General features: G+C 65.0%; 31 protein-coding genes. 21 read left to right on the top strand and 10 right to left on the bottom strand.

Features of this window, described 5'->3' with window-relative positions; all coding sequences use genetic code 11:
- Positions 1 to 2: 2 nt before the first annotated feature.
- Genes ACQR10_RS08205 through ACQR10_RS08230 form a run of 6 tightly spaced genes read left to right on the top strand, consistent with a single transcriptional unit; the run spans position 3 to position 2,793 of the window.
- A complete protein-coding gene (locus ACQR10_RS08205; protein ID WP_316218886.1) occupies positions 3 to 1,217 on the top strand; it encodes a DegT/DnrJ/EryC1/StrS family aminotransferase in 1,215 nt (404 codons plus the stop codon).
- Positions 1,218 to 1,253: 36 nt separating this feature from the next.
- Entirely contained in the window at positions 1,254 to 1,562 is a 309-nt protein-coding gene (locus tag ACQR10_RS08210) for a 2Fe-2S iron-sulfur cluster-binding protein (protein ID WP_315713113.1), read from the top strand.
- 12 nt (positions 1,563 to 1,574) lie between these two features.
- Positions 1,575 to 1,787, top strand: a complete 213-nt coding sequence (locus tag ACQR10_RS08215; protein ID WP_315803674.1) for a hypothetical protein — start codon at positions 1,575 to 1,577, stop codon at positions 1,785 to 1,787.
- 34 nt (positions 1,788 to 1,821) lie between these two features.
- Positions 1,822 to 2,139, top strand: coding sequence for a DUF6156 family protein (locus ACQR10_RS08220; RefSeq protein ID WP_316179957.1), 318 nt, complete (start codon positions 1,822 to 1,824; stop codon positions 2,137 to 2,139).
- Positions 2,140 to 2,151: 12 nt separating this feature from the next.
- On the top strand, positions 2,152 to 2,319 hold the full coding sequence (locus ACQR10_RS08225) for a hypothetical protein (protein WP_315803672.1): 168 nt from the start codon (positions 2,152 to 2,154) through the stop codon (positions 2,317 to 2,319).
- A 15-nt stretch (positions 2,320 to 2,334) separates the two neighbouring features.
- Entirely contained in the window at positions 2,335 to 2,793 is a 459-nt protein-coding gene (locus tag ACQR10_RS08230; protein WP_315803671.1) for a group II truncated hemoglobin, read from the top strand.
- 260 nt (positions 2,794 to 3,053) lie between these two features.
- Here the strand turns inward: ACQR10_RS08230 and ACQR10_RS08235 are convergent, their stop codons facing one another.
- The 4 genes from ACQR10_RS08235 to ACQR10_RS08250 all read right to left on the bottom strand — a co-directional run bounded on the left by ACQR10_RS08235 (position 3,054) and on the right by ACQR10_RS08250 (position 5,065).
- Positions 3,054 to 3,296 (bottom strand): hypothetical protein, encoded by a 243-nt coding sequence (locus tag ACQR10_RS08235; protein ID WP_315803670.1) that lies wholly within the window; start codon positions 3,294 to 3,296, stop codon positions 3,054 to 3,056.
- A gap of 26 nt (positions 3,297 to 3,322) precedes the next feature.
- Positions 3,323 to 4,081 (bottom strand): dienelactone hydrolase family protein, encoded by a 759-nt coding sequence (locus ACQR10_RS08240; RefSeq protein WP_315803669.1) that lies wholly within the window; start codon positions 4,079 to 4,081, stop codon positions 3,323 to 3,325.
- Positions 4,082 to 4,117: 36 nt separating this feature from the next.
- Complete coding sequence (locus ACQR10_RS08245; protein ID WP_315803800.1) at positions 4,118 to 4,480, bottom strand: iron-sulfur cluster assembly protein; 363 nt, start codon at positions 4,478 to 4,480, stop codon at positions 4,118 to 4,120.
- Between the two features lie 93 nt (positions 4,481 to 4,573).
- Positions 4,574 to 5,065, bottom strand: a complete 492-nt coding sequence (locus tag ACQR10_RS08250) for a hypothetical protein (RefSeq protein WP_315803668.1) — start codon at positions 5,063 to 5,065, stop codon at positions 4,574 to 4,576.
- A 272-nt stretch (positions 5,066 to 5,337) separates the two neighbouring features.
- Here ACQR10_RS08250 and ACQR10_RS08255 point away from each other — a divergent pair, with 272 nt between their 5' ends.
- Genes ACQR10_RS08255 through ACQR10_RS08265 form a run of 3 tightly spaced genes read left to right on the top strand, consistent with a single transcriptional unit; the run spans position 5,338 to position 6,308 of the window.
- On the top strand, positions 5,338 to 5,571 hold the full coding sequence (locus ACQR10_RS08255) for a BolA/IbaG family iron-sulfur metabolism protein (protein ID WP_006609694.1): 234 nt from the start codon (positions 5,338 to 5,340) through the stop codon (positions 5,569 to 5,571).
- A 48-nt stretch (positions 5,572 to 5,619) separates the two neighbouring features.
- On the top strand, positions 5,620 to 5,949 hold the full coding sequence (grxD, locus tag ACQR10_RS08260) for a Grx4 family monothiol glutaredoxin (RefSeq protein ID WP_315803667.1): 330 nt from the start codon (positions 5,620 to 5,622) through the stop codon (positions 5,947 to 5,949).
- Positions 5,946 to 6,308: a (2Fe-2S) ferredoxin domain-containing protein gene (locus ACQR10_RS08265; protein ID WP_315803666.1), complete on the top strand. Its 363-nt coding sequence runs from the start codon at positions 5,946 to 5,948 to the stop codon at positions 6,306 to 6,308. The genes grxD and ACQR10_RS08265 overlap by 4 nt, the downstream gene beginning before the upstream one ends.
- Positions 6,309 to 6,326: 18 nt before the next feature.
- Here the strand turns inward: ACQR10_RS08265 and ACQR10_RS08270 are convergent, their stop codons facing one another.
- Positions 6,327 to 6,746: an ArsC/Spx/MgsR family protein gene (locus tag ACQR10_RS08270; protein ID WP_316179962.1), complete on the bottom strand. Its 420-nt coding sequence runs from the start codon at positions 6,744 to 6,746 to the stop codon at positions 6,327 to 6,329.
- Between the two features lies 1 nt (position 6,747).
- The gene (locus ACQR10_RS08275; protein ID WP_315713088.1) at positions 6,748 to 7,179 is read right to left on the bottom strand and encodes a response regulator transcription factor; all 432 of its coding nucleotides are present in this window, start codon (positions 7,177 to 7,179) and stop codon (positions 6,748 to 6,750) included.
- A gap of 420 nt (positions 7,180 to 7,599) precedes the next feature.
- On the opposite strand from ACQR10_RS08275, the gene nifH reads away from it, so the two are divergent.
- From nifH to ACQR10_RS08330, 11 genes are all read left to right on the top strand, one after another.
- The gene (gene nifH / locus ACQR10_RS08280) at positions 7,600 to 8,487 is read left to right on the top strand and encodes a nitrogenase iron protein (RefSeq protein WP_315740985.1); all 888 of its coding nucleotides are present in this window, start codon (positions 7,600 to 7,602) and stop codon (positions 8,485 to 8,487) included.
- A gap of 83 nt (positions 8,488 to 8,570) precedes the next feature.
- Entirely contained in the window at positions 8,571 to 9,305 is a 735-nt protein-coding gene (locus tag ACQR10_RS08285) for a nitrogen fixation protein NifQ (protein WP_316216996.1), read from the top strand.
- A gap of 17 nt (positions 9,306 to 9,322) precedes the next feature.
- Entirely contained in the window at positions 9,323 to 9,817 is a 495-nt protein-coding gene (irr, locus tag ACQR10_RS08290) for a Fur family transcriptional regulator Irr (RefSeq protein ID WP_316216995.1), read from the top strand.
- Positions 9,818 to 10,136: 319 nt separating this feature from the next.
- Positions 10,137 to 11,276: a homocitrate synthase gene (gene nifV / locus ACQR10_RS08295; RefSeq protein WP_315803661.1), complete on the top strand. Its 1,140-nt coding sequence runs from the start codon at positions 10,137 to 10,139 to the stop codon at positions 11,274 to 11,276.
- Between the two features lie 2 nt (positions 11,277 to 11,278).
- Positions 11,279 to 12,070, top strand: coding sequence for a serine O-acetyltransferase (gene cysE, locus ACQR10_RS08300; protein ID WP_316216994.1), 792 nt, complete (start codon positions 11,279 to 11,281; stop codon positions 12,068 to 12,070).
- Positions 12,067 to 12,405 carry a nitrogenase stabilizing/protective protein NifW gene (gene nifW / locus ACQR10_RS08305; RefSeq protein WP_316179967.1) on the top strand — a complete coding sequence of 113 codons (339 nt, stop codon included), beginning with the start codon at positions 12,067 to 12,069 and terminating at the stop codon, positions 12,403 to 12,405. Before cysE ends, nifW begins: the two co-directional genes overlap by 4 nt.
- 261 nt (positions 12,406 to 12,666) lie before the next feature.
- Positions 12,667 to 13,512, top strand: coding sequence for an electron transfer flavoprotein subunit beta/FixA family protein (locus ACQR10_RS08310; protein ID WP_315803658.1), 846 nt, complete (start codon positions 12,667 to 12,669; stop codon positions 13,510 to 13,512).
- Positions 13,513 to 13,548: 36 nt separating this feature from the next.
- Positions 13,549 to 14,655 (top strand): electron transfer flavoprotein subunit alpha/FixB family protein, encoded by a 1,107-nt coding sequence (locus ACQR10_RS08315; RefSeq protein WP_316216993.1) that lies wholly within the window; start codon positions 13,549 to 13,551, stop codon positions 14,653 to 14,655.
- A 22-nt stretch (positions 14,656 to 14,677) separates the two neighbouring features.
- Positions 14,678 to 15,985 (top strand): FAD-dependent oxidoreductase, encoded by a 1,308-nt coding sequence (locus ACQR10_RS08320; protein ID WP_316216992.1) that lies wholly within the window; start codon positions 14,678 to 14,680, stop codon positions 15,983 to 15,985.
- A gap of 41 nt (positions 15,986 to 16,026) precedes the next feature.
- Positions 16,027 to 16,323, top strand: coding sequence for a ferredoxin family protein (locus ACQR10_RS08325; RefSeq protein ID WP_172112536.1), 297 nt, complete (start codon positions 16,027 to 16,029; stop codon positions 16,321 to 16,323).
- Between the two features lie 151 nt (positions 16,324 to 16,474).
- Positions 16,475 to 16,681: a TOBE domain-containing protein gene (locus ACQR10_RS08330; RefSeq protein ID WP_316217074.1), complete on the top strand. Its 207-nt coding sequence runs from the start codon at positions 16,475 to 16,477 to the stop codon at positions 16,679 to 16,681.
- Between the two features lie 25 nt (positions 16,682 to 16,706).
- Here the strand turns inward: ACQR10_RS08330 and ACQR10_RS08335 are convergent, their stop codons facing one another.
- On the bottom strand, positions 16,707 to 17,270 hold the full coding sequence (locus tag ACQR10_RS08335) for a DUF2478 domain-containing protein (protein ID WP_316217073.1): 564 nt from the start codon (positions 17,268 to 17,270) through the stop codon (positions 16,707 to 16,709).
- Between the two features lie 73 nt (positions 17,271 to 17,343).
- Between ACQR10_RS08335 and modD the strand changes: the two genes are divergently transcribed.
- A complete protein-coding gene (modD, locus tag ACQR10_RS08340) occupies positions 17,344 to 18,219 on the top strand; it encodes a ModD protein (protein ID WP_316216991.1) in 876 nt (291 codons plus the stop codon).
- A gap of 13 nt (positions 18,220 to 18,232) precedes the next feature.
- Here modD and ACQR10_RS08345 read toward each other — a convergent pair whose 3' ends face one another.
- The 3 genes from ACQR10_RS08345 to ACQR10_RS08355 all read right to left on the bottom strand — a co-directional run bounded on the left by ACQR10_RS08345 (position 18,233) and on the right by ACQR10_RS08355 (position 22,648).
- Positions 18,233 to 20,575 carry an ABC transporter substrate-binding protein gene (locus ACQR10_RS08345; protein WP_316216990.1) on the bottom strand — a complete coding sequence of 781 codons (2,343 nt, stop codon included), beginning with the start codon at positions 20,573 to 20,575 and terminating at the stop codon, positions 18,233 to 18,235.
- Between the two features lie 106 nt (positions 20,576 to 20,681).
- Entirely contained in the window at positions 20,682 to 21,599 is a 918-nt protein-coding gene (locus tag ACQR10_RS08350; protein ID WP_316216989.1) for a sel1 repeat family protein, read from the bottom strand.
- A gap of 503 nt (positions 21,600 to 22,102) precedes the next feature.
- Positions 22,103 to 22,648, bottom strand: a complete 546-nt coding sequence (locus tag ACQR10_RS08355) for a carboxymuconolactone decarboxylase family protein (protein ID WP_316216988.1) — start codon at positions 22,646 to 22,648, stop codon at positions 22,103 to 22,105.

Genomic DNA, 22,648 nt, shown 5'->3' on the forward strand with positions numbered 1-22,648 from the left:
TCATGATCAATCCCGTTCTGGTGCACGATGCGGATCGACAGGAGCAGGACGAGACCGAACTTACGCCGGTTGGCTCCGACTTCATCCCGCTGTCCGATCCCGACATCACGACGGCGGAGATCGCGGCGGTCGAGGCGACGCTTCGCTCGCCGCGGCTGTCCTGCGGTCCGCTGGTGGAGGAGTTCGAGGCAACGTTCGCCGCCTATCTCGGGCGCAAATATGCCATCGCCGTCCCGAGCGGAACGCTCGGTCTGCTGCTGATTCTGAAGGCGATGGGGATCGGGCCCGGCGACGAGGTGATCGCGTCGTCGTATTCGTTCCGCGAGATCGCGCATGCGATCAGCATCGCCGGCGCCAAGCCGGTGTTTGCCGATATCGACTACTATTCGGGCACGCTGGCCCCGAGCAAGATCGAGGCGCGCATCACGGCGCACACCAAGGCGATCCTGGCCGGCAACACCAACGGCCACCCGGCCAAATGGTCTGAGCTGCAGGCGATCGCGAAAGGCCACGAACTGCCTGTCATCGAGGATTCGACCGAGGCCATCGGCTCGAGATACAAGGGGGCGCTGGTCGGCACATTCGGTACGGCCGCGGTGTTCGACTTCTCGCAGCCCTTCGCGCTGACCTGCGGCGAGGGCGGCATGGTCGTCACCGACGACGTCGACATCGCGGTGGCCGTGCGTCGGCACCGGTCGCACCGGCTCGACGAGCGCGCATCGGTCGTGGTCAGCAGCAGCGCGTCGCACCAGGCCGTGATGAGCGACGTGACCGCCGCGCTCGGGCTGGCGCAGCTGAGGCGGATCGACGAGATCCTCGAGCGGCGCAAGCTGATCGAGCAGATCTATTACAGCGAGGTGCAGTCGTTCGAGGGCATCAAGGATCCCTATGTCGGTCCAGATGTCACCGAGGTGAACTGGTTCCTCTACCAGGTCCATCTCGGCACCCGGTTCTCGAAGTCGAGCCGGGACTCGATCGTCGAGGATCTCAGGGTCGAGCAGGTCGAGGCGGTGGCCTATTCGAATCCTCTGCATCTGCAGCGACACTATTTCGACATGGGTTATCGCCGTGGCGATTATCTCGTGACGGAGAAGGTGGCCGATCGTGTGGTGGCCCTGCCGTTCCACGTCCATCTCACCACGGACCAGATCGCCTTCATCGTTGCGACGATGAAGGACGCCTCGGTCAATGTCGGGGCGGGCGCCGCGATCTACTGACACCAGTTGAACTCAACCCAGCAAAGGAGACATTCAATGGCAACTCTGACGGTCATGCCCTCCGGCAAGACGATCGAGGTGGGCGAGGGCACCACCATTCTGGCAGCGCTGCTCGGCGCTGAGGTCGAGATCCAGCACAAATGCGAGGGCCAGGCAAAGTGCGGCTCCTGCCACATCTTCCTGCAGGAGGGACGCAAGGGCGTGTCGAAGGTGACGAAGCTCGAGAACGAGAAGCTCGACACCATCGTCGGCGTCGGCTCGAAGTCGCGCCTCGCCTGCCAGGCGACCATCCTTGGCACCGAGAACGTCAAGATCGAGCTGCTCGGCTTCGGTTCAGGCCTGTAAGAGGAGGATACCATGGACAATTTGACGCTGCATGTCCGCTTCGCCAATGACGGCACTGTCGCCGAGATCAGCGAGCGCCCCGGGGACCTGACGCCGCAGCAATGGTTCGACAAGTTGAGTGCTGCGATCGGCATGAAGGCCTATCAGACCTTTGCCGGCGGCCGCGGTGTGTTCAAGGTCGACCGTGACCAGATTGAGGCCCTGAAGACCGCAGCCGTCTCGTGACGGCGGCGGTGTGACCTTCGATGCGAGCGGCAGCATGAGCGCGGATGCGGGACAGGCGTGTCGATTCTTCGTCTCCTACACCGGCGTCAAGCTGCCGCTGCGGCTGGTGACTGCGATCGCGCCTGAGCAGCTCTCGAACCGGAACACGTTCATCCGCGGCTATTTCGATGCCGAAGGCGTACTGACCGGGTTCGAAAAGATCGTCTATGGCGAGATCGAGCTCACGCACTGCTACAGCTACCATGCCAATGGGGCGCTGAGCCGGGCCGAGATCGTGATGCTCGACGAGGATCCGGTGACGCTGAATTTCGACGAGACCGGCGCGCCTGTGGCCGCGCACGACGCTGCGTGAGCGGGAGGGACCGTGACTGTCGCCAAGCTGATCGAGGCTCTTGCCAGCATGCCGAAGGACGCTATCGTGCTGATGGACAGTGGCGGCGGTTTGTCGCGTGTCGATGCGCTGGAGCTCGTGGACCAGCAGGGCCCGGGGGCGCCGGCTGAGGTCATCCTGCAGCCGAGCTTGGACGAGTAGAGACAGGAACGACCGATGGCGGATGCTGGGACTTCAGAGACCGGGACTTCAGAAGCGGGACCGGTCGTCACGCCCTATGAACGAATTGGCGGCGCCGTCGTGGTCGATCGTCTGGTCGAGTCGTTCTACCACCGGATGGATACTCTGCCCGAGGCGAGGGCCATCCGCGACATGCACGGCACCAATCTTGGGCCGATCAAGCACATCCTGAAGCGATACCTCTCGGAATGGCTCGGCGGCCCGAAGCTGTATTCACCTGAGAAGGGGCATCCGCGGCTGCGTCAGCGCCATATGGGCTTTCCCATCGGCAATGCCGAGCGCGACGCCTGGCTGCTCTGCATGCGCGGCGCGCTCGAGGAGACCGTCAGCGACATCGAGGCCCGCCAGGATGTCGACGCCGCGATGACCAAGCTTGCCGACTGGATGCGCAACCAGGCCGGCAATCCGCACGACGCGCGGGCCGCGCGACCGTGAGCTGAGAGGTAAGCCGCGGTGCTCAAGAATGGGCCCTCTCTCCTTGTGGGAGAGGGCATCGCCGGCCTCTCCACATATTTGGTCGGGTGAGGGGGCTCTCTGCGAGGTGGCGCCCGGCGAGAGAGACCCCTCACCCAACTGAGTCTGCTGCGCTGTCCTGCATGCCCTCTCCCACAAGGGGAGAGGGCGCTGTATCGCGCAGCGAGCTTGTAGGTGATCCGAAGGTTCTTGTAGTCCATCGGACCACAACTAGTACCCAACTAATACAACGGCACGCCGAAGAAATTCTCGTCGTCGCCGCCCCAGGCGCGGTGCAGCGCCAGCGCGTTCTGCCATTGGACCAGCTCGGTGCCGCTGGCGTTGCGGTGGGTGATCTTGCCGTCCGGATGCTCGGCGAGCAGAAAAGGCTTGCCGTTGCGGATGAAGCGGTTGAGATCCTTGGTGTCGTTGGGGCGCACCACGCAACGTGGCCGCTCGTCGATCAGGATGGTGGTCGGCAGCATCGCGACGCTCTCACTCCATCGGATTCTCAATCGGTCGGCGGTCCCATGTCGTCGTCGGCCTTCTTCTTCTTTTTCTTGTCGGTCTTGGCGAGCGCGTAGGCGCCGGCATTCTTCAGCGTGATCGGCGGCTGGCCGACGACGTATTGCGAGATCCACGCCAGTGTCCGCTCATGTGCCAGCGCGGCTGCAGATTCATCATAGGTCTCGCCGTTGCCGTCGAACGCATGCGCGGCATTCGGATAGGAGAATGCGCTGACCTCGGGATGATAGGCGCGGAACATGGTCACCTCCGCGAACGGCACGACGATGTCGGCCTCGCCGAAATGGAGCAGGGTCGGAATCTTGCGCTTGGCGCCGGCCGCATTGACGACACCTGTCGCGTAGTAGCTCACCGCGCAGGCCACGCCGGAGACGCGGTTGGCCGCGTCATAGGCCAGACCGCCGCCGGCGCCGAAGCCGACTACCGCCACCTTGCCGCAGTCCTTGACGCTGTCGACGGTCGACTGGACTTCGGCGAGCAGCGGCGTTGCCGGATCCGGCACGGACTTGGCCGGCTCGCCCTCCACCGTCGATTCGATCGCCGCCGGAGGTGACAGCTCCGGCGCAATCACGACATATCCGCTGGCCGCAAAGGCATCGGCGATCTTGCGTAGCCTGCCGGCAGCGTCAGCGCCGTCCGGCAGGACGACGATCGCCCCCTTCGGCGCGTCGGTGGGATCGGCACGAAACGCCTGAAAGGTATGGCCGTCGCTGGCGGTCAGCTTGATCGTGCTCTCCGTAGGCATGTGATGCTCCTGCTTCCGTTGCGCGGTTGGCGCGCGTTACAACAAACCCAGCTCCAGCGCGGTCTCTTCGGACATGCGCGACTTGTCCCAGGGCGGCTCGAACACGAGCGTGACTTTCACCGATGCGACGCCGTCGACGGCCTGCACGGCGTCCTCCACCATGCGAACGATCTCGCTCGCGACCGGGCAGCCGGGCGCCGTCAGGGTCATGTCGATCTCGACGGCGCCGCCGCCCTCGTGCGCGATCCGATAGACCAGCCCGAGATCGTAGACGTTCACCGGAATCTCCGGGTCATAGACCGTTCGCAACGCCGCAATCACGCTCTCGGCTGCACTCTGGGAGCCGGTCGCTACGGCGGTCTGCGCCGGGGAAGGAGGGGGCGGGGCGTGCATGGTCATCATGCGTTGGTTCCTCTCATGATCCTGGTTCGCACCGGGGGATGGTCGTTGCAATTCGAGTCATGTTTCGCTTCGCTCGTGCATGGCGTCGCCTCATTCCGGACCGAGCCCCTCGGCCAGCGCGGCGACGACCGGCCATCCGACGGCGCCGGTGGGATCGAGTCGCCGCAGCGCCGCGAGCATTTCGGCTGCACCCTCGGAATCAGTCTTGCGCAGATGGATGAAGGCGAGGGCCTTCAGCGTGTAGAGCGCGAAGCGGCCGGCGCCGTCCGGCAGCGGATCATGCGGCGTCCAATGCCGCCAATCACGTGGCCAGCCGGCCTGGCGCGCCGCTTCGGCAAGGCCCAGCTCGGCGACCGCCTCTGCCTCGTCGAGATGGCCCTGATAGGTGTGAATCTTATATAGGCAGAAGTAGGTCGGAAGCTGCTGCGGAGCGGCCGCCAGCGCCTGGCGAAACAGCCGATCCGCTTGCGCGTGGTCGCGGCGGTACGCCGCCACGCCCTGTTGCAACAGGGCATCGATCTCTTGCGGCAGATCGCCGAAGTTGATCGTGTCGGGTTCGCTGACGAGTTCGAGCATCTGCATTGACCTCGATCAAATCACTGCAAGACACGGACCGTTTTCGCGCGGGCGCAGCAGTGTCGAAGCCGGCACGAGGCGGGTGGAAGAACGGGCCGATGTTGGATTTTGAACGCCGCTTCCTCGCCGCCCCGCAGCCGATGTCGCAAACACGACGCGACGCTTGCGCGATTTGGCGTGGACACGTCGTCAGATGCCGGCGAGCCGGCGATTGCGGCGCGCAAATGACTGGTTCGGAGCTTGCATGATGCCGTCATCAATCCAGCGGAGCAGCAGCGATGGCGATGGCAGCAACGGATATCGAGCGTCTGATCAAGGAGGCGTTCCCGGATGCCGTTGTCGTGATCGAGGATCTGGCAGGCGATGGCGACCATTATTCGGCGCGCGTCACCTCACAGGCCTTCGCTGGGAAGAGCCGGGTGCAGCAGCATCAGATGGTCTATTCGGCTCTCAAGGGCCAGATGGGCGGCGTGCTGCACGCGCTGGCGCTCGAAACGTCATTGCCGAAGTGATCGTTGCGGCCCGGCTGATCGGTCGCATTCAGGGAAAGGATCCAGTCCATGTCGACATCCGAACGCATTCAGAAGCTGATCGACGGCAGTGATGTCGTGCTGTTCATGAAGGGCGTGCCGGCCGCGCCGCAATGCGGCTTCTCCGCCGCGGTGGCGCAGATCCTGGCCAAGCTCGACGTGGCCTACGAGAGCGTCAACGTGCTCGCCGATCCCTTCATTCGCGAAGGCATCAAGGAGTTCTCCAACTGGCCGACCATTCCACAGCTCTACGTGAAGGGCGAGTTCGTGGGTGGCTGCGACATCGTCCGCGAGATGTTCCAGGCCGGTGAGCTCGCGACCCTGCTCGCCGACAAGGGCATCAAGGCGCCTGCGTCATGAGCGATGCCGATGTCGCCGAGGCGGATGACGCGTTCGAGATTCCGCAGCTCTACAAACACCACGCCTTCGTCTGCCTGACGCAGCGCCCGCCCGGACATCCGCGCGGCAGCTGCGGCGCGCTCGGCGTGCAGCCGCTGTGGGACCGGCTGACCAAGACCATCGAGGCGCAGCGGTTGACGGACATCGGCGTCACCGCTGCCGGCTGCTTCGGCTTCTGCAGCGCCGGACCGATGATGGTGGTCTATCCGGACGGCGTCTGGTATCGGCCGACCACCGCTGAGGATATCGACGAGATCGTCGAATCCCACTTCAAGCAGGGCAAGCGTGTCGATCGCCTGGTCATGGTGTTGAAACGCTGACGTGCTGACCGGAGCCGCTCAGCGCGGCTCCGGACAAGGTGTCGACGCCTCCGGACGCGTGCAGCCCTGGACGTCGTCCAGATCGTCGTACTGCCGAAGCAGCGAGATCACGGGTTCACGATCGAAGCCGGCGCAGCACTGGCCGCCGGCTTCGATCAATGGCCGGCGGATCAGCAGCGGATCCTCGAGCATCAGGTCGATGGCCGCGACGGCTTCGATCGTCTCTGGCTCGATCTCTCCTGATTTCACGCGCGGCGAGGCTGGATTGAACCAGGCCCAGACGGGAGTCCCGGCGAAATATGCGCGCAGCCGCTCGCCGGTCCAGGGCTCGGTCAAGAGATTCCTGGCGACGACATCGTGGCCGGCGCGCGTCAGCATCAGCTTCTGCCGGGCGTTGGTGCCGCAGCCCGGCTTCTCGTAGAAGACGACGGTCGTCACGTCAGGCGCCGCCGAGCTGGACGAGCTGCGCGCCGCCGGCGCGGCCGAGAATGGTGTCGACCTTCTTGCGCACCGCCTCGATCGTGAGCGGCTTGACCACGGCGCCATGCGCACCGGCCTTGAGACCCTCGATCGCGATCGCCTCGTCCGCCTTGGCGGTCACGATCAGAATCCGCACGCCCTTGAACTTCGCCAGGATCTCGCGGACGAGCTCGGGGCCGCGTTGCTTCAGGAAGGAAACCCCGAGCAGCACCACGTTCGGCGCCAGCCAGTCGACGCCCTTCTCATACGCCTCCTCGGGAGTCGCCAATTCATGTGTCTCGATCTCGTCGTGCAACATGAACTGCAGGGCCGCGCGCGTGATCTCGTCGTCGTCGATCACGAACACGCGCCGCTGGTCCACGGCCTTGGCCGTCTCCACTCCGATCTGCATTGCATCCTCCTCAACGTTGTCAGCGTCTGTGCCGCAGGGCTGCGGAGAGGACCTAGCAAATCTCGTTCCGGGCGCCGCGCGGCTGAAAAGCCGCCGCCGTTGTGTCGTTTCGGACAGCACCGCGCGTCGTCGCATCTTGCGAAGCATTCCGATGTCGGGTTTGCAACAACCCGCCATCGCGCACGGAATGCTCCGCATCTCCTTTAAATCATGACTGTTTTTGACGCCGTGCGCGTGCTGGCACAGCCGTTGCAAAACTGGGCGCAGGCAATGGTTGAGGGCTGAGTGCACGCCGACGCTTCGGACGAGCGATGCTCTCCTTCCCAACAACCCGTCTGCCGGTTCGGACACAGAGAGGACGCGGTCACGCCTCGCGAACAGCGCGGGCGCGACATAGGCAATCGGTTGATGGAGAGCAGAATGTCATCACTGCGACAAATCGCATTCTACGGCAAAGGCGGCATCGGCAAATCGACGACGTCGCAGAACACGCTCGCGGCGCTCGCCGAGATGGGTCATCGGATCCTGATCGTCGGCTGCGATCCCAAGGCGGATTCGACCCGTCTGATCCTGCACGCCAAGGCGCAGGACACCATTCTCAGCCTGGCCGCCGCCGCCGGCAGCGTCGAGGATCTCGAGATCGAGGAGGTCATGAAGGTCGGCTATCGCGACATCCGCTGCGTCGAGTCCGGCGGTCCGGAGCCGGGCGTCGGCTGCGCCGGCCGCGGCGTCATCACCTCGATCAACTTCCTGGAAGAGAACGGCGCCTATGAGGACATCGACTACGTGTCCTACGACGTGCTCGGCGACGTGGTCTGCGGCGGCTTCGCGATGCCGATCCGCGAGAACAAGGCGCAGGAGATCTACATCGTGATGTCCGGCGAGATGATGGCGATGTATGCCGCCAACAACATCTCGAAGGGCATTCTGAAGTACGCGAATTCCGGCGGCGTGCGCCTGGGCGGCCTGGTCTGCAACGAGCGCCAGACCGACAAGGAGCTGGAGCTGGCGGAAGCACTCGCCAAGAAGCTCGGCACGCAGCTGATCTACTTCGTGCCGCGCGACAACATCGTGCAGCACGCCGAGCTGCGCCGAATGACCGTGCTGGAATACGCGCCGGACTCGGTCCAGGCCGGCCACTACCGCTCGCTGGCGCAGAAGATCCACGCCAACGGCGGCAAGGGCATCATCCCGACGCCGATCACGATGGACGAGCTCGAGGACATGCTGATGGAGCACGGCATCATGAAGGCCGTGGACGAGAGCCAAATCGGAAAGACTGCCGCCGATCTCGCCGCAACGGCTTAAGCAGTCTTGGTACCGGCCTTCCTCCCGTCGGAAGGCCGGTACCTCATCGCATGTCCCACCGGGAGGCGGCAGGGGAGCGCGCTATGACCATCGCAATCGTGAGCGTCCCGGAACCCGTCGCGGCCGGCCTGCAAAAATCGCCGAGCAACGGCTCGTTCGAAGAGGACAAGCGGCATCACGGCCGCCAGATTTACCGCCTGCTGACCGGCGTCGATCCCGACGAGGCGCTGATCGACAGTAACATCGGTTTCGACCGTCACGTGATCGCATCGATTCTCGCCGTCTCAGCGATGGAGCATGGCGCGCTGGCTGAGCGCGCCGGGCTTTCGACCGTCGACCTGATCGCCCTGCTGGCGCAGTTGTTTCCGGCAGCCGCGATCGACTCCTCATGGCTGCCGATCACCGGGGCCGTGGCCGCGCCGGTCGACGACGAGATCACGATGGTCCGTGATCTGCTCGCCGCGCAGCGCTCCACGGACGGCGAGGTCGGCCGCTGGCTCGCGGCCATGGTGGCGCGTCGCGCGATGGAGCCCAACCATCTCTGGGAAGACCTGGGCCTGCGCGAGCGGTCCGAGCTGTCGCGGCTGCTGATGCGCCACTTCGCGCCGCTGGCGAGTCGCAACGCCAGAAACATGCGCTGGAAGCGCTTCTTCTACCGCATGCTGTGCGAGGACGACGGCTTCGTGATGTGCACGACGCCGGTCTGTACCCAGTGCAACGATTTCCAGCTCTGCTTCGGCGAGGAGAGCGGCGAGAGCCGGATGGCCGAACGGCGGCGCGAGGTGGCGCTGCAGGAGGCGGCGGGCGCCGCGATGTGAGTTCGAGGACCGTGACGATGTTGATGGACAGCCAGCTTGGATTCCCGTGCAACTCCGACAGCGGACGTTGTCCCCAGGCGGAGACCTGCGAAGCTGGCGAGATCCTGATGCGTCGATGCGAGGACGCGCTGCGCCGGGCCGGGTTGCGTCCCACCCAGCAGCGTCAGCAACTGAGCCGGATTCTGTTCGGCGGCGGTGACCGCCACATCACCGCCGACGCGCTCTATGCCGCTGCCGTTGCTTCGGGCATGAAGATCTCGCAGGCCACCATCTACAACACCCTCAACCAGTTCGTGGAGCTCGGACTGCTGCGGCAGATCGGCGTGGACGGCTCGAAATCATTCTTCGACACCAATACGACCGTGCACCCGCACTTCTTCTATGAGGACGAAGGCGAGCTCGTCGACGTGCCCGAACAGGTCGCGTTCGAGCAGTTGCCCGAGCCGCTGCCGGGCTACGGCATGGAGCGGATCGACATCGTCATCCACCTGCGCCGCAGGCGCCACGCCTGACGGCAGCCCTGGTCGCCGCGCGGTCCAGGCGCGGCGCTGGCATGTCTCTCCGCGTCGACGTTCGATGTCCGACGCTGTCACGAATCCGACAATCCGGGACGTTGGAAAAACAATCGGATATTCAATTGGTTGGCGTGGTGTCCGGCGGTGGCATGGCCGTTGCTGAGTGAATGGCAGGCCGCAACGGAGCGTCGTGCTTCTGGCGGCCACACACAGGTTGCGACGGAGCGAGTGAATGCCAGACGTCTCCGGACAGCGCGGGTCCAGGAATGCCCGAGATGCCGGCTCTGCCAACGGGAGCGCGGTCTCGGGGAGCCCGATGCCCCGGGTCATCCTCAACGATACCACGCTCCGCGACGGCGAGCAGGCGCCGGGCGTCGCCTTCGCTCTCGGAGAGAAGGTCGCGATCGCCCGTGCGCTGGCGCGAGCCGGCGTTCCCGAGATCGAGGCCGGCACGCCGGCAATGGGGGCCGACGAGATCGCTGCCATCAGGGCGATCGTCGAGGCCAGTCTGCCCGCGACCATCATCGGCTGGTGCCGGATGCGCGAGGCGGATGTCGATGCGGCGATCGCGGCCGGCGTCTCGATGGTGAATGTCTCCATCCCGACATCCGACGTGCAGATCGCCGCCAAGCTCGGCGGCAGCCGCAGTGCCGCGCTGGAACTGCTCAAGCGCGTGGTCGGCTATGCGCGGAGCCGCGGACTGGCCGTTGCCGTCGGCGGTGAGGATTCCTCGCGCGCCGATGTCGGCTTTCTCGCCGAGGTGATCGCGACCGCAAAGTCGGTCGGCGCCCGGCGCTTCCGCGTCGCCGATACGCTGAGCGTGCTCGATCCGGACGCGACGTCAGCTCTGGTCGGCGCCTTGCGCGCGACCACGGACCTGGAGATCGAGTTTCACGGCCATGACGATCTCGGTCTTGCCACCGCCAACACGCTGGCGGCGGTCAAGGCGGGCGCGACCCATGCATCGGTCACCGTGATCGGCCTCGGCGAGCGCGCCGGCAATGCTCCGCTGGAGGAGGTCGCGGTCGCGCTGCGGCAGCTCTACCGGCGCGAGACCGGCATCGTGCTGGCCGAACTCGATCACGTCGCCAATGTCGTGGCGGCCGCTGCGGCGCGCGCCATTCCACTCAACAAGGCCATCGTCGGCGAGCACGTCTTCACCCATGAATCCGGCATTCACGTCGATGGCCTGCTGAAGGATCAGCGCACCTACCAGGCGCTCGATCCGGTGCTGTTCGGCCGCTCCAACCGGATCGTGATCGGGAAGCATTCCGGGCTGTCGGCGATCACCTCGCTGCTGTCGGATCTGCGCCTGCCGGCGAGCGCCGACCAGGCTCGGCACATCCTGGCGCGCGTGCGCAGGCATGCCGTCGTTCACAAGGGGCCGGTGCCGAAAGAGGCCGTTGCGGCCATCTGGCGCGAAGTCTGCGATCACCCGCTGGCGAGCTTTGCCTGATCATGAGCGACATCGTCGATACCCCCATTGCAAAGCCGATCGTCGTCGAGGCGAGCCGGCCCTCGCTGCTCCGCCTGATCCGCGAGGACATTGGCTGTGTCCGCTCGCGCGATCCGGCGGCGCGCAGCGAAATCGAGACCCTGCTAACCTATCCCGGCATTCACGCGCTGATCTGGCATCGCCTGGCGCATCGGCTGTGGATTCGCGGCTGGCGTTTTCCGGCACGATTGTTGTCGTGGCTCGGACGCTTCCTGTCGAATGTCGACATTCATCCGGGCGCCGAGATCGGCCGCCGCTTCTTCATCGATCATGGGGCCTGCGTCGTGATCGGCGAAACTGCCGAGATCGGCGATGATGTCACGCTCTATCACGGCGTCACCCTGGGCGGCACGTCGTGGTCGCCAGGCAAGCGGCATCCGACGCTGGACAGCGGTGTCGTCGTCGGCGCCGGCGCCAAGATTCTCGGCCCGATCACGATCGGCCCGCGCACCCGCGTCGGTGCCAACTCCGTCGTCATCCAGAGCACGCCGCCCGACGTCACCGTGGTCGGCATCCCTGCCAAGGTGGTGCGGCCTGAATTCACCCATCGGCGGACCGTCGGACGCATCGATCTGGATCATCATCTGATGCCTGATCCGGTCGGTGAGGCCCTTTCCGTGATGCTGGACCGGATCGAGTTTCTCGAAGCGCAGCTCGCTCACATCAGACAGAAGGTGCGCCAGGGACCGCCGCCTCCGGCGCCGACCTCGTTGTGCGAGGTTGATCCGATTTCGAGTCAAGGAGCAAAGCAATGACTGTGGCAACGCCGAACGTTCTGGACGAACTGAAGCAGACCTCTGCTGCCGAGGAATTCTTCAAGCTGCTCGGTGTCGACTACGATCCCAAGATCCTCAATGTCTGCCGGCTGCATATTCTCCGCCGGATGGGGCAGTACCTCGTCAGCGAGGACTTCTCCGGCGTTTCCAATGAGGACGTCGCAGCCCGCTGCAAGTCGTACCTCGAGCAGGCCTATCAGGACTTCCTCGTCTCGACGCCGCTCGATCAGCGGGTGTTCAAGGTGCTCAAGGAGGCGGTGGCGCCGCCGAAGCCGGCTCCCAAGCCATTCGTGTCGCTGACGACGCTCAAGTAACGCATGAACTAACGATCGCTCCCAGAAGCGCCGCCAGCACCACTGGCGGCGCTTCTGCTTTCAGGCGAGCGGTGCGCTCTCAAAGTCCTGTCGCATTCCCGACGCGTGTTGCTTGCGACGTGTCGGACCTCGGCGGCGAGTTCTCAGAAGCAGTTCAGGTTCATGCGCCAAGGTGTTGAATCCGTGCCGATAATCATCACGGCCGAAACTGGTACGACAATTGCTGTCCTGATCGCAGGCCTACACACCCGGAGTGATCGCATGCATATCGTCGTCTGCATCAAGCAGGTTCCGGACTCCGCGCAGATCCGCGTTCATCCGGTGACCAACACCATCATGCGCCAGGGTGTGCCGACCATCATCAACCCCTACGACCTGTTCGCGCTCGAGGCGGCGCTGCAACTGCGCGACAAGTTCGGCGGCGAGGTGACGGTGCTGACGATGGGGCCGCCGTCCGCCGAAGACTCGCTGCGCCGGGCACTGACCTACGGCGCCGACCGCGCCGTGCTGCTGACCGATCGCTTCTTTGCCGGCGCCGATACGCTGGCGACCACCTATGCGCTGGCGACAGCCATTCGCAAGATCAGCGAGACCTTCGGAGCGCCGGACATCGTGTTCACCGGCAAGCAGACGATCGACGGCGACACCGCGCAGGTCGGCCCGGGCATCGCTAAGCGTCTGGGCCTGCTGCAACTGACCTATGTGGCGAAGATCAACGAGGTCGATCCCGTCGCGCGCACCATCGAAGCCGAGCGTCGCTCCGAGGGCGGCGTTCAGGTGCTGAAGACCAGGCTGCCGTGCCTGGTGACGATGCTGGAGGCGACCAACGAGATCCGCCGCGGCGCCATGGCCGATGCGCTCCGTGCGGCGCGCGCTCAGATCGTGACCTGGAGCGCCAAGGACGCCGGCGTCGAGGACATCTCGAAGTGCGGCCTGAAGGGCTCGCCGACCATCGTGAAGCGGGTCTTCGCGCCGTCGGCCCGGGCGGAGAAGGCGACCATGGTCGACTTCTCGAACCGCGCGCCGGCCGACGCGCTGATCGAGGAATTGTTCAAGCGGCAGCCGAAGCTCGAAGCCGAGCTGACGACGTCAGCACACGGCTTCTGATCCAGACGGCTTTTGACGGACCAAGGGACGACGATCATGAGCGAACCCACCAAAGCACCGCCCGCCGCAGCCGGTCGCGCCGCGACCAAGAAGGAGCTGCCGGAGCATTTCAAGGCCTACAAGCACGTCTGGGTGTTCATCGAGCAGGAGCGGGGCCAGGTTCACCCGGTGTCCTGGGAGCTGATGGGCGCCGGCCGCAAGCTCGCCGACAAGCTGAAGGTCGATCTGGCGGCCGTGGTGATCGGTCCTCCCGGAGAAGCCGTGCGGCACGCTGCCGCGGAGTCGTTCTGCTATGGCGCCGATCTCGCCTACATCGTCGCGGACGGCGTTCTTACCGACTATCGCAACGAAGCCTATACCAAGGCACTGACCGACGTCGTCAACACCTTCAAGCCGGAGATCCTGCTGCTCGGCGCCACCACGCTCGGCCGCGACCTCGCGGGCTCCGTCGCGACGACGCTGCTCACGGGTCTGACCGCCGACTGCACCGAGCTCGACGTCGATGCCGACGGCTCCCTGGCCGCGACGCGGCCGACCTTCGGCGGCTCGCTGCTCTGCACGATCTACACGCTGAACTACCGGCCGCAGATGGCGACCGTCCGCCCGCGCGTGATGCCGATGCCGGACCGCGTCGAGAAGCCTGCGAGCCGCGTCATCGAGCACAAGCTCGGTCTCGTCGAGGAGGACATCGTCACCAAGGTGCTGTCCTTCATTCCGGATCGCGATTCCGCCAAGTCCAATCTCGCCTATGCCGACATCGTCGTGGCCGGCGGGCTCGGGCTTGGCTCGCCGGAGAATTTCCAGCTCGTCAAGGGGCTTGCCTCGGTGCTCGGCGCCGAATTCGGCTGCTCGCGGCCGCTGGTGCAGAAGGGCTGGGTGTCCTCGGATCGGCAGATCGGCCAGACCGGCAAGACCATCCGGCCCAAGCTGTATATCGCCGCTGGCATTTCCGGCGCGATCCAGCATCGGGTCGGCGTCGAGGGCGCCGACCTGATCGTCGCCATCAACACCGACAAGAACGCGCCGATCTTCGACTTCGCGCATGTCGGCATCGTCACCGACGCGATCCGGCTGCTGCCGGCGCTGACGGAGGCATTCCGCGCGCGCCTGTCGCCGCATTCGCGCGATCGCATCGCAAGCTAGGCACCAGAGAGGGAGCAGGGCAATGATCGAGGAACGTTTCGACGCGATCGTCGTGGGCGCCGGCATGGCCGGCAATGCGGCTGCGCTGACCATGGCCAAGCGTGGCATGAAGGTGCTGCAGCTCGAGCGCGGCGAGTATTCCGGCTCGAAGAACGTGCAGGGCGCGATCCTCTACGCCGACATGCTGGAGAAGCTGCTTCCGGACTTCCGCGAGGAAGCGCCGCTGGAAAGGCATCTGGTCGAGCAGCGCTTCTGGATGCTCGACGACAAGTCGCATGTCGGCCTGCACTACAAGTCGGACGACTTCAACGAGGAGAAGCCGAACCGCTATACGATCATCCGCGCGCAGTTCGACAAATGGTTCTCGTCCAAGGTCAAGGAGGCCGGCGCCACCGTTCTGTGCGAGACCACCGTCACCGAGCTGGCGCAGGACGCCTATGGCAAGGTGATCGGGGTCAAGACCGATCGGCGCGATGGCGAGATCCATGCCGATGTCGTCGTGCTGGCCGAGGGCGTCAACGGGCTGCTCGGGACCCGCGCCGGCCTGCGCGACCGGCCGAAGCCGGAGAACGTCGCGCTCGCGGTCAAGGAGATGCACTTCCTGCCGCGCGAAACGATCGAGGCACGCTTCAACCTGAAGGGCGACGAAGGCGCTGTCATCGAGGCCGTCGGTACGATCTCACGCGGCATGACCGGCATGGGCTTCATCTACTCCAACAAGGAGTGCATTTCGCTCGGCATCGGCTGTCTCGTCTCCGACTTCCAGAAGACCGGCGAGACGCCCTACGGCCTGCTCGAGCGGTTCAAGCAGCATCCGTCGGTCGCGCCGCTGATCGAGGGATCGGAAGTCAAGGAGTACTCGGCGCACCTGATTCCCGAGGGAGGCTACAACGCGATCCCGCAGCTCTGCGGTGATGGCTGGGTGGTGGTCGGCGATGCCGCCCAGCTCAACAATGCCGTTCACCGCGAGGGCTCCAATCTCGCGATGACCTCGGGGCGCATCGCGGCCGAGGCGATCTTCCAGGTGAAGTCGCGCCGTGATCCGATGACCAAGGAGAACCTCGCGCTCTACAAGAAGATGCTGGAGGACTCCTTCGTCATCAAGGATCTGAAGAAATACAAGGACATGCCGGCGCTGCTGCACAACCAGTCGCAGAACTTCTTCCTGACCTACCCGCAGCTCGTCTCCAAGGCGATGCAGAACTTCGTGCGCGTCGACGGGACGCCGAAGAAGGAGAAAGAGAGCAGCACCGTGCGCTCCTTCGTGAATGCAAGGTCATGGACCGGCCTGTTCGGCGACGCCTTCAGGTTTGCCCGGGCGTGGCGATGATTGGTGAATGAACGAAACAGCTTAAGCGAGGGAGATCAGACATGAGCACGGACGTCGCAGTCAGGGTCGAAGACAAGCTGTTCTACAATCGCTATCAGGTCGATCCCGGCCGGGCCCATATCAAGGTCCGTCCGCATACGACGCCGACGCCGCAGTTGAAGGCGCTTCTCAAGGCCTGCCCGGCACGCTGCTACGAGCTCAACGACAAGGGCCAGGTCGAGATCACGGTCGACGGCTGCATCGAATGCGGCACCTGCCGGGTCATCGGCGAGGCCAGCGGCGACATCGAGTGGAGCTATCCGCGCGGCGGCTACGGCGTGCTGTTCAAGTTCGGCTGACGTCCGTCGGATCGCGCTGGTCGACGAGATGCCGCAACCGGAGCCGGATCATCGATCCTATATTGGTATTGATATAGGTCATTGAGTTTGGGCGCACGTTCTGCTTACATCCTGGGGCAGCAACGAGGCTGCGATGGATGAGGGACAGCACGTGAAGCTGAGCGCACGAAACGTCTTGCCGGGAAAGATCATCTCGGTCGAGAAAGGAACGACCACCGCCCACGTCAAGGTGGAGCTGGCCCCCGGACTCACGGTCTTCTCGGCGATCACGAATGAGGCGGTGGAGGAGCTCGCGCTCGCCGTCGGCGACAGCGTCTCCGCCGTCATCAAGTCGTCGGATGTGATGATCGGCAAATAGGATGTGGTGTCGAATCGCCGCGCGATCAGCCTGTCGTCGCGCGGCGTGCGCGCAGGCCGAGCCACCAGGTTTCCATCGCCGAACGTGACGGCTGCAGCAGCGTGCCGAAATCGCCCGCAAAGCTCCGCCAGTCGTCGATGCATTTCTGTGGCACGGCCGTCAGTACCGGAATTCCCGACGTGATCGCGTCGGCCAGCTCGCCGCGCAATCCGCTCCCCGAAGCCTCCTGCTTGGAGAACTTGTTGATCACGATGAGGTCGGCATGGGCTGCGATCGCGCGGTGAACGGCCATGCCGGCTTCGGCAAGGCCCGCGGTGTCGAGCTTGCAGGCCGTCGATCCGGCGCCGAGGTCCTGGCAGATCGAGATCGTGTCGCCATTGCCGAGATCGATCACGTCCATTCCGCTTTTCTTGCCGACCTCGTCTCTCGTATTGCGCTGAACGATGCCGCCGACCCGGACGCCCCGTCGCAGCAGCTCCTGGGCAAAGGCGTCCAGCAAGGCATCGGCATCGTCGCCCGGTCCATAGAGAATCGCGGCGAGACGGGGCTGATTGAGCTCAACGGGGGCAGGAAGATCGTGCGGGATCATGCGGGGCCTGGCGATCGGAGACGGGCAGCGACCAGGGTTTATATAGAGGATGCAGCCTGTGGAGAAAGAGCAGATGTCGCGCGCGTCGACCACCGCTACGCACAATGATCTCGAAGCGCTGCTCCGCGACGATGTCCCCTATGGCGACCTGACGACGGAGACGCTCGGGATCGGCGCCGAGCCGGGCCTGATGCACTTCGCTGCGCGCGGCCGCATGGTATTGGCCCTGGCCGAGGACGCGGCGGCCTTGATCGAGCTCACGGGCTGCCATGTCGAATTGTTCGCCGGTAGCGGAATGGTGCTGGAGGAAGGAGCTGCGATCCTCCGTGCAGAGGGCACGGCGGCAGGCCTGTTGCGGAGCTGGAAGGTGGCGCAGACGCTCATCGAGATCTGGTCCGGCGTCGCCACCGGGGCGGCTGCGATCGTCGGCGCGGCGCGCGCGATCAGGCCCGGCGTTGCGGTCGCCTGTACCCGCAAGAACGTGCCCGGTACCAAGCCGTTCGCCGTCGCCGCGGTGAAGGCGGGCGGAGCGGTGATGCATCGGCTGGGCCTGTCGGAGACGGTGCTGGTGTTTCCGGAACACCGGGCGTTTCTCGGCGATGCGCCGCTTGCCGATGTTGCCGAGCGGTTGCGGCGGAGCGCGCCGGAGAAGCGGATCGTGATCGAGGTCACCACGGTCGAGCAGGCGGTCGCCGCTGCCGTGGCCGGCTTCGACGTGATCCAGGCCGAGAAATTTCTGCCTGCCGAGATCGCTGCGCTGGCGGAGCGTATCGCCATCAGCGCGGCGTTGCCGCGGCGGCCGATCATTGCGGCCGCGGGGGGTGTGAATGCGCAGAACGCCGCCGCCTATGCCGCCGCGGGGGCGGACGTGCTGGTCACCTCGGCGCCCTACCTCTCACGTCCCTGCGACGTGCAGGTGCGGATCAGCCCTGCCTCAGCCACGGCTTGACCGCACGACCCGGCTACTGTGGGTGGCGGGGCGCGGCGCGCTTCTGGCGGTTGGCTCGCCATTCCATGAACTCACGGAACAACCGGGGATCGGCCGAAACGCCGCTCGCCTGCAGATCGGTGGCCTGTGCATTCGCCCCCAGCATCTGGGCGGGTGGCGTATTGCGATCGAGCCAGTCTTGTGCCGTCTTGAAGCGTGTCCAGCCGGCGATCGGCGCAAGCGGCGCCACCTCCTGCCATTTCGGATGATATGGCGGCCGTTGCAGGGCCTGCAGGTTGCTGAAGAAGGCTTCAACCAGCAGAGACAGCCGGCGGTGACGGTCGCTGCCGGCCGGCCAGTTGAACGACGCCAGCACGGCCTCGGCCGCGATCGTGTTGACCGGTGCCGAGGCGCCGACGAGGTTCGGATAGTCCTCGGCGGACAATTGCGCCGGCAGATAATCGTCGTGCAGAGCCTTGTCGTAGTCGACGGGCACCAGATGCAGATTGGGATCGCTGACCTGGCTCAGCCATTGCACCGGCTTGCCCTCGACCGTGATGATCGCGTCGATGTCGCCCTTGCGCAGCATGTCCAGCGCCAGCCGCGGTTCGATATAGAGCAGATGCGGCCTGATCCCGAGGCGCTCGAACACGTTGATCGAGGTGACGAAGGTGCCGCCGTCGGGCAGGTCGACGGCGATGGTCTTGCCGTCGAGCTCGCTCAGGCTGGTGATAGATCTCGGTGCCAGCACGTGCATCTCCTCGTTGAACAGCTTGGTGACATAGACCAGTTGCTCGCGGATGTTGTTGGCGAAGTCCTTGCGCTCGAGAAAGGCCAGGGTGTCCTTGCGGATGATGCCGGCGTCGACGCCGCGCAGCAGCAGGATGTCGGCGACCGATTGCACCGAGCCGCGGCCGATCACGGGAAGGATGCGCAGCTCCGTCCCCTTGTCGAGCGCCGATGCGAGGTCCGCACCCATGTTGGCGTAGGTGCTGCCGAACGAGCCGGTCATCAGCGTGACGGTATTGGCATTCAGCTGGTTGGCCAGATCGCGCTTCGCCGTACCGTAACGGAAAATGGTCTTGAAGGAATCGCTGATGCTGCCGGGATCGATACCGCTCCGCACCGGACCGAAGCGCTGCCACTTCCCGCCGCTGAACTGCATCATCTGCATCTGCTCCAGCGGCGCGTGGTCATGGGGGCTGGTGTTGACGGTGATGCCGGGCGTCAGCATCGGCAATTTGAGGCTCTTCAGGGATGCCGCCTGCTTCATGATGTTGTCGCGCGACAGGTCGTCGCCGCAACTCCGCAACACTGCGACCATCGCGTTTGCCGCGAGGTAGCCGAAGGTCGCAAGACCATTGCTTCTCGGTACGTCGGGCAGATAGCGGTCCATGAAGGCGGACCATTCGCGGTAGGATGGATCGCCCGCCGCCGCGGCCTCCTCGCCCTCGTAGTAGTAGCCCGCGGACAGGATGCCTTCGGCATTCTGCAGGCCCGCCGGCTGCATCACGGCGGAGACCGATTCCGAGACCGTCGAGATGATGTGGTCCGGATGCCAGCCGAGCTCGGCCGCGCGACGGATCGCCATCACGGCGAATTTGGGTGTGGTCACGTCGAAGAAGATGTCGGCGCCGGAGGCCTTCAGCGTGGCGATCTGCTGATTGACGTTGGCGTCCGTCACCTTGTAGCCGGCTTCCGCGACGATCGGAAGCTTGCCGCCCAGGCCGTCCTTCAATCCCTTGACGTAGTCCCTTCCGAAATCGTCGTCCTGGTAGAGAATCGCGATCTTGCCGCGGCTGTGGGTCTCCAGCAGGTACTGGGCATAGACGTGCGCCTCGGCCTGGTAGCTCGGCTGAAAGCCCATGGTCCACGGAAAGTCGTGCGGCTGGTCCCATTGCGAGGAGCCGGATGCCACGAACAATTGCGGGACCTTGTTGGCGTTGAGATAAGGGCGCACCGCCAGGTTGGGAGCCGTGCCCAGGCTCGCAAACATCAGCAGGACGTTGTCCTCCTCGACGAGCTTGCGCGTCATCTCCACCGTCCTCTGCGGCGCATAGCCGTCGTCGTAGGAAATGAAGTTGATGCGCCGGCCGTTGATGCCGCCCTCGGAATTGATCTTGTTGAAGTAGGCCGCGATCGTCTTGCCGATGACACCATAGGCGAGAGCCGGGCCGCTATAGGGCATGGTGTTGCCGATGCGGATCTCGTTGTCGGCGGCGACCGCTCGATGCCCGGCCAGCGCCAGTGCTGCGGACAGAGCCAGGACGAGGCCTGCGGCTGTTCGAGAGCGGCTGTTCGTTGCATCCCGTGGTTTGCGACGTCGGCTCCATCTAGCGGCCAAGCCGGCGCGAGCTGCAGCATGGATGCCCTGCATCACCAGTCCTCCCATCGATATGTGGTTCTCGAGCGCAGCAGATCGCGGCCGCCCTTCTCGCCGGGAGCGGTCCGGGTCGCGTCTCGAGCGCTCCGAGATTGATGCGTTAGCGTGCAGCCGAGATGCGTCGGCTGGCTTCCGGCGATCCTTGCTCCGCAGCCCTGAGATACCAGGCCCGCGCTTTGGCTGCGTCGGGAACGGCACCGAGCAACCGTGATTTCGTCAGTTCGGCCGGGTCGTAGGTGCGCGCGAGCAGGAGGGAAGCGTCCGCAATGCCGGCGTCGGAAAGCCGCGTCAGAATCAGCCGCGCGCTGGCGACGTCGCCCGCGGCGAGCAGGTCGCGTCCGCGCTTCATCAGCCCGTCGACCTCGTCTCGCGGCAGCGGAACGGTCGGGCGGGGCGAGGCCATCGGCAGCGCAGGGGAGGGAGGGGAGACCGCCGGCGCTGCGGCGGCCGGCGCTGGCGACGTCGGCGTCGAGGGCCATGGCCGCATCGCCAGTTCTGTACTGCTGGGAGCCGCGAGCGCGGCGACCGTCTGCGGGGGATCTTCCTGGGCAACCTTGGCTTCCGCGGGATCGATCTGGGCCAGGCTTTCCAGCACGGCGGTCGGCATGATCGGGCTCTTGCTGCTCGGTGTCGGCCCGCCGTTCTCGAAGGAGACCATGTTGACCACCATCATGGCGATGGAGGCCGCGATGCCGACGGCGGCACCGATCTTGATGATGCTGCCCAGCCGGAACGATTTGTCCGGATCCTCCGGCGGCAGCGGCATCACGACGGGATCGAGCTTCGCGCTCCAGGCGCGATGCACCTCCTCATCGTCGAGGTCAAGGGCCGCCGGCCGCGCCGGCAGGGAGTTTGGCCGAGACACCAGATGATGTGGCAGGGGCACGCCGTCGGCAGGCGGATCGAACGTCGTCGGGCCGGCCTCCGTCTGGCGGCGGCGCGGCGCATATCTGCGGAGCTCTTCGTTCGCCCAGGGCGGCGGTGGCTTCGCCGGATCGTTCTGATCTGGAGCACTCATCACTAGCCTCCTGTCTCCGACGAACGGGTCGTGGGAGATAGCTTCAGGACGTCGGGCGCGCGCGGTCCAACCGAAGCGCACATGATGCGACATCGGGGACATTGCATCAACGCTTCCGTCGAGACCGACAGGTCCGGTTTCCTTCCGACATGCGCGCCATCGTTTTCGCGCGCCCTGGTCACAATCGATGTTGCTTGGTCTCTAAGCTGATCAATGTTCTTGTCGGGAAGGGTGAGCAGGTAAGGCTATTTGATGGAAATTTCCCGGCGCGCCGCATCGGTGATTGCTCGCGATGCGCGAGACCCGGGGCGAGTTCTGCGCTTTGCAGAAAGATCGGATGGAGTATCTGGATGCCGCAACCATCTCGACTTTGCCGCGAGGTCAGGGGCTTAGCGGGCCGAGGAATTGCAGGCGCGCCGGGAAATTCTGCAACTTAGGCGAGAGGTGGTGAAAAACAAATGCGGCCGGACAATGCCGGCCGCATTCACATATCCGATCGATTTTTACTCCGCCGCCAGCGCGACGGACACACAAGCGGCTTCGATCGCAACGGCAACCGACTGGATGATGGCGGCAAAGCGCACGGCGGTCTGGATCGTGGCCGCGGGCACGCCCGCATCCTGCAGGACCTTCTCGTGCGAATCGATGCATGTGCCGCAGCCGTTGATGGCGGACACCGCGAGCGACCACAGCTCGAAATCGGCCTTGTCGACGCCGGGGTTGGCGATGACGTTCATCCGCAGCCGGGCCGGCATCGTCGCGTACTCCTTGTTCGAGGCAAGGTGCACGAAGCGGTAGTAGACGTTGTTCATGGCCATCATCGCGGCGGCCGATTTCGCCGCCGCCAAAGCGGCAGGCGACAGCTGCGCGGCCGCAACCGACTCCAACGCCGCCACGACGCTCGGATTGCGAGTCGCAATCGCGCAGGCGACGAACAGGCCATATTTGGCCTGCGGCGACAGCGTCTCGTCGGACGCCATGGACGACAGATTGAGCCTGACGTCCTTGGCGAAGTCCGGGATCTGGTCCTTGAGCTGCTCGATCGACAT

Source organism: Bradyrhizobium sp. HKCCYLRH2060 (assembly GCF_051168135.1).
Lineage (GTDB): Bacteria > Pseudomonadota > Alphaproteobacteria > Rhizobiales > Xanthobacteraceae > Bradyrhizobium.

Excerpts from the sequence above, each read along its gene's own strand:
- ACQR10_RS08205 (WP_316218886.1), top strand. The coding sequence starts at position 3 with ATGATCAATCCCGTTCTGGTGCACGATGCGGATCGACAGGAGCAGGAC.
- ACQR10_RS08210 (WP_315713113.1), top strand. The coding sequence starts at position 1,254 with ATGGCAACTCTGACGGTCATGCCCTCCGGCAAGACGATCGAGGTGGGC.
- ACQR10_RS08215 (WP_315803674.1), top strand. The coding sequence starts at position 1,575 with ATGGACAATTTGACGCTGCATGTCCGCTTCGCCAATGACGGCACTGTC.
- ACQR10_RS08220 (WP_316179957.1), top strand. The coding sequence starts at position 1,822 with ATGAGCGCGGATGCGGGACAGGCGTGTCGATTCTTCGTCTCCTACACC.
- ACQR10_RS08230 (WP_315803671.1), top strand. The coding sequence starts at position 2,335 with ATGGCGGATGCTGGGACTTCAGAGACCGGGACTTCAGAAGCGGGACCG.
- ACQR10_RS08235 (WP_315803670.1), bottom strand. The coding sequence starts at position 3,296 with ATGCTGCCGACCACCATCCTGATCGACGAGCGGCCACGTTGCGTGGTG.
- ACQR10_RS08240 (WP_315803669.1), bottom strand. The coding sequence starts at position 4,081 with ATGCCTACGGAGAGCACGATCAAGCTGACCGCCAGCGACGGCCATACC.
- ACQR10_RS08245 (WP_315803800.1), bottom strand. The coding sequence starts at position 4,480 with ATGACCATGCACGCCCCGCCCCCTCCTTCCCCGGCGCAGACCGCCGTA.
- ACQR10_RS08250 (WP_315803668.1), bottom strand. The coding sequence starts at position 5,065 with ATGCAGATGCTCGAACTCGTCAGCGAACCCGACACGATCAACTTCGGC.
- ACQR10_RS08255 (WP_006609694.1), top strand. The coding sequence starts at position 5,338 with ATGGCGATGGCAGCAACGGATATCGAGCGTCTGATCAAGGAGGCGTTC.
- grxD (WP_315803667.1), top strand. The coding sequence starts at position 5,620 with ATGTCGACATCCGAACGCATTCAGAAGCTGATCGACGGCAGTGATGTC.
- ACQR10_RS08265 (WP_315803666.1), top strand. The coding sequence starts at position 5,946 with ATGAGCGATGCCGATGTCGCCGAGGCGGATGACGCGTTCGAGATTCCG.
- ACQR10_RS08275 (WP_315713088.1), bottom strand. The coding sequence starts at position 7,179 with ATGCAGATCGGAGTGGAGACGGCCAAGGCCGTGGACCAGCGGCGCGTG.
- nifH (WP_315740985.1), top strand. The coding sequence starts at position 7,600 with ATGTCATCACTGCGACAAATCGCATTCTACGGCAAAGGCGGCATCGGC.
- ACQR10_RS08285 (WP_316216996.1), top strand. The coding sequence starts at position 8,571 with ATGACCATCGCAATCGTGAGCGTCCCGGAACCCGTCGCGGCCGGCCTG.
- irr (WP_316216995.1), top strand. The coding sequence starts at position 9,323 with ATGTTGATGGACAGCCAGCTTGGATTCCCGTGCAACTCCGACAGCGGA.
- nifV (WP_315803661.1), top strand. The coding sequence starts at position 10,137 with ATGCCCCGGGTCATCCTCAACGATACCACGCTCCGCGACGGCGAGCAG.
- cysE (WP_316216994.1), top strand. The coding sequence starts at position 11,279 with ATGAGCGACATCGTCGATACCCCCATTGCAAAGCCGATCGTCGTCGAG.
- nifW (WP_316179967.1), top strand. The coding sequence starts at position 12,067 with ATGACTGTGGCAACGCCGAACGTTCTGGACGAACTGAAGCAGACCTCT.
- ACQR10_RS08310 (WP_315803658.1), top strand. The coding sequence starts at position 12,667 with ATGCATATCGTCGTCTGCATCAAGCAGGTTCCGGACTCCGCGCAGATC.
- ACQR10_RS08315 (WP_316216993.1), top strand. The coding sequence starts at position 13,549 with ATGAGCGAACCCACCAAAGCACCGCCCGCCGCAGCCGGTCGCGCCGCG.
- ACQR10_RS08320 (WP_316216992.1), top strand. The coding sequence starts at position 14,678 with ATGATCGAGGAACGTTTCGACGCGATCGTCGTGGGCGCCGGCATGGCC.
- ACQR10_RS08325 (WP_172112536.1), top strand. The coding sequence starts at position 16,027 with ATGAGCACGGACGTCGCAGTCAGGGTCGAAGACAAGCTGTTCTACAAT.
- ACQR10_RS08335 (WP_316217073.1), bottom strand. The coding sequence starts at position 17,270 with ATGATCCCGCACGATCTTCCTGCCCCCGTTGAGCTCAATCAGCCCCGT.
- modD (WP_316216991.1), top strand. The coding sequence starts at position 17,344 with ATGTCGCGCGCGTCGACCACCGCTACGCACAATGATCTCGAAGCGCTG.
- ACQR10_RS08345 (WP_316216990.1), bottom strand. The coding sequence starts at position 20,575 with ATGCAGGGCATCCATGCTGCAGCTCGCGCCGGCTTGGCCGCTAGATGG.
- ACQR10_RS08350 (WP_316216989.1), bottom strand. The coding sequence starts at position 21,599 with ATGAGTGCTCCAGATCAGAACGATCCGGCGAAGCCACCGCCGCCCTGG.
- ACQR10_RS08355 (WP_316216988.1), bottom strand. The coding sequence starts at position 22,648 with ATGTCGATCGAGCAGCTCAAGGACCAGATCCCGGACTTCGCCAAGGAC.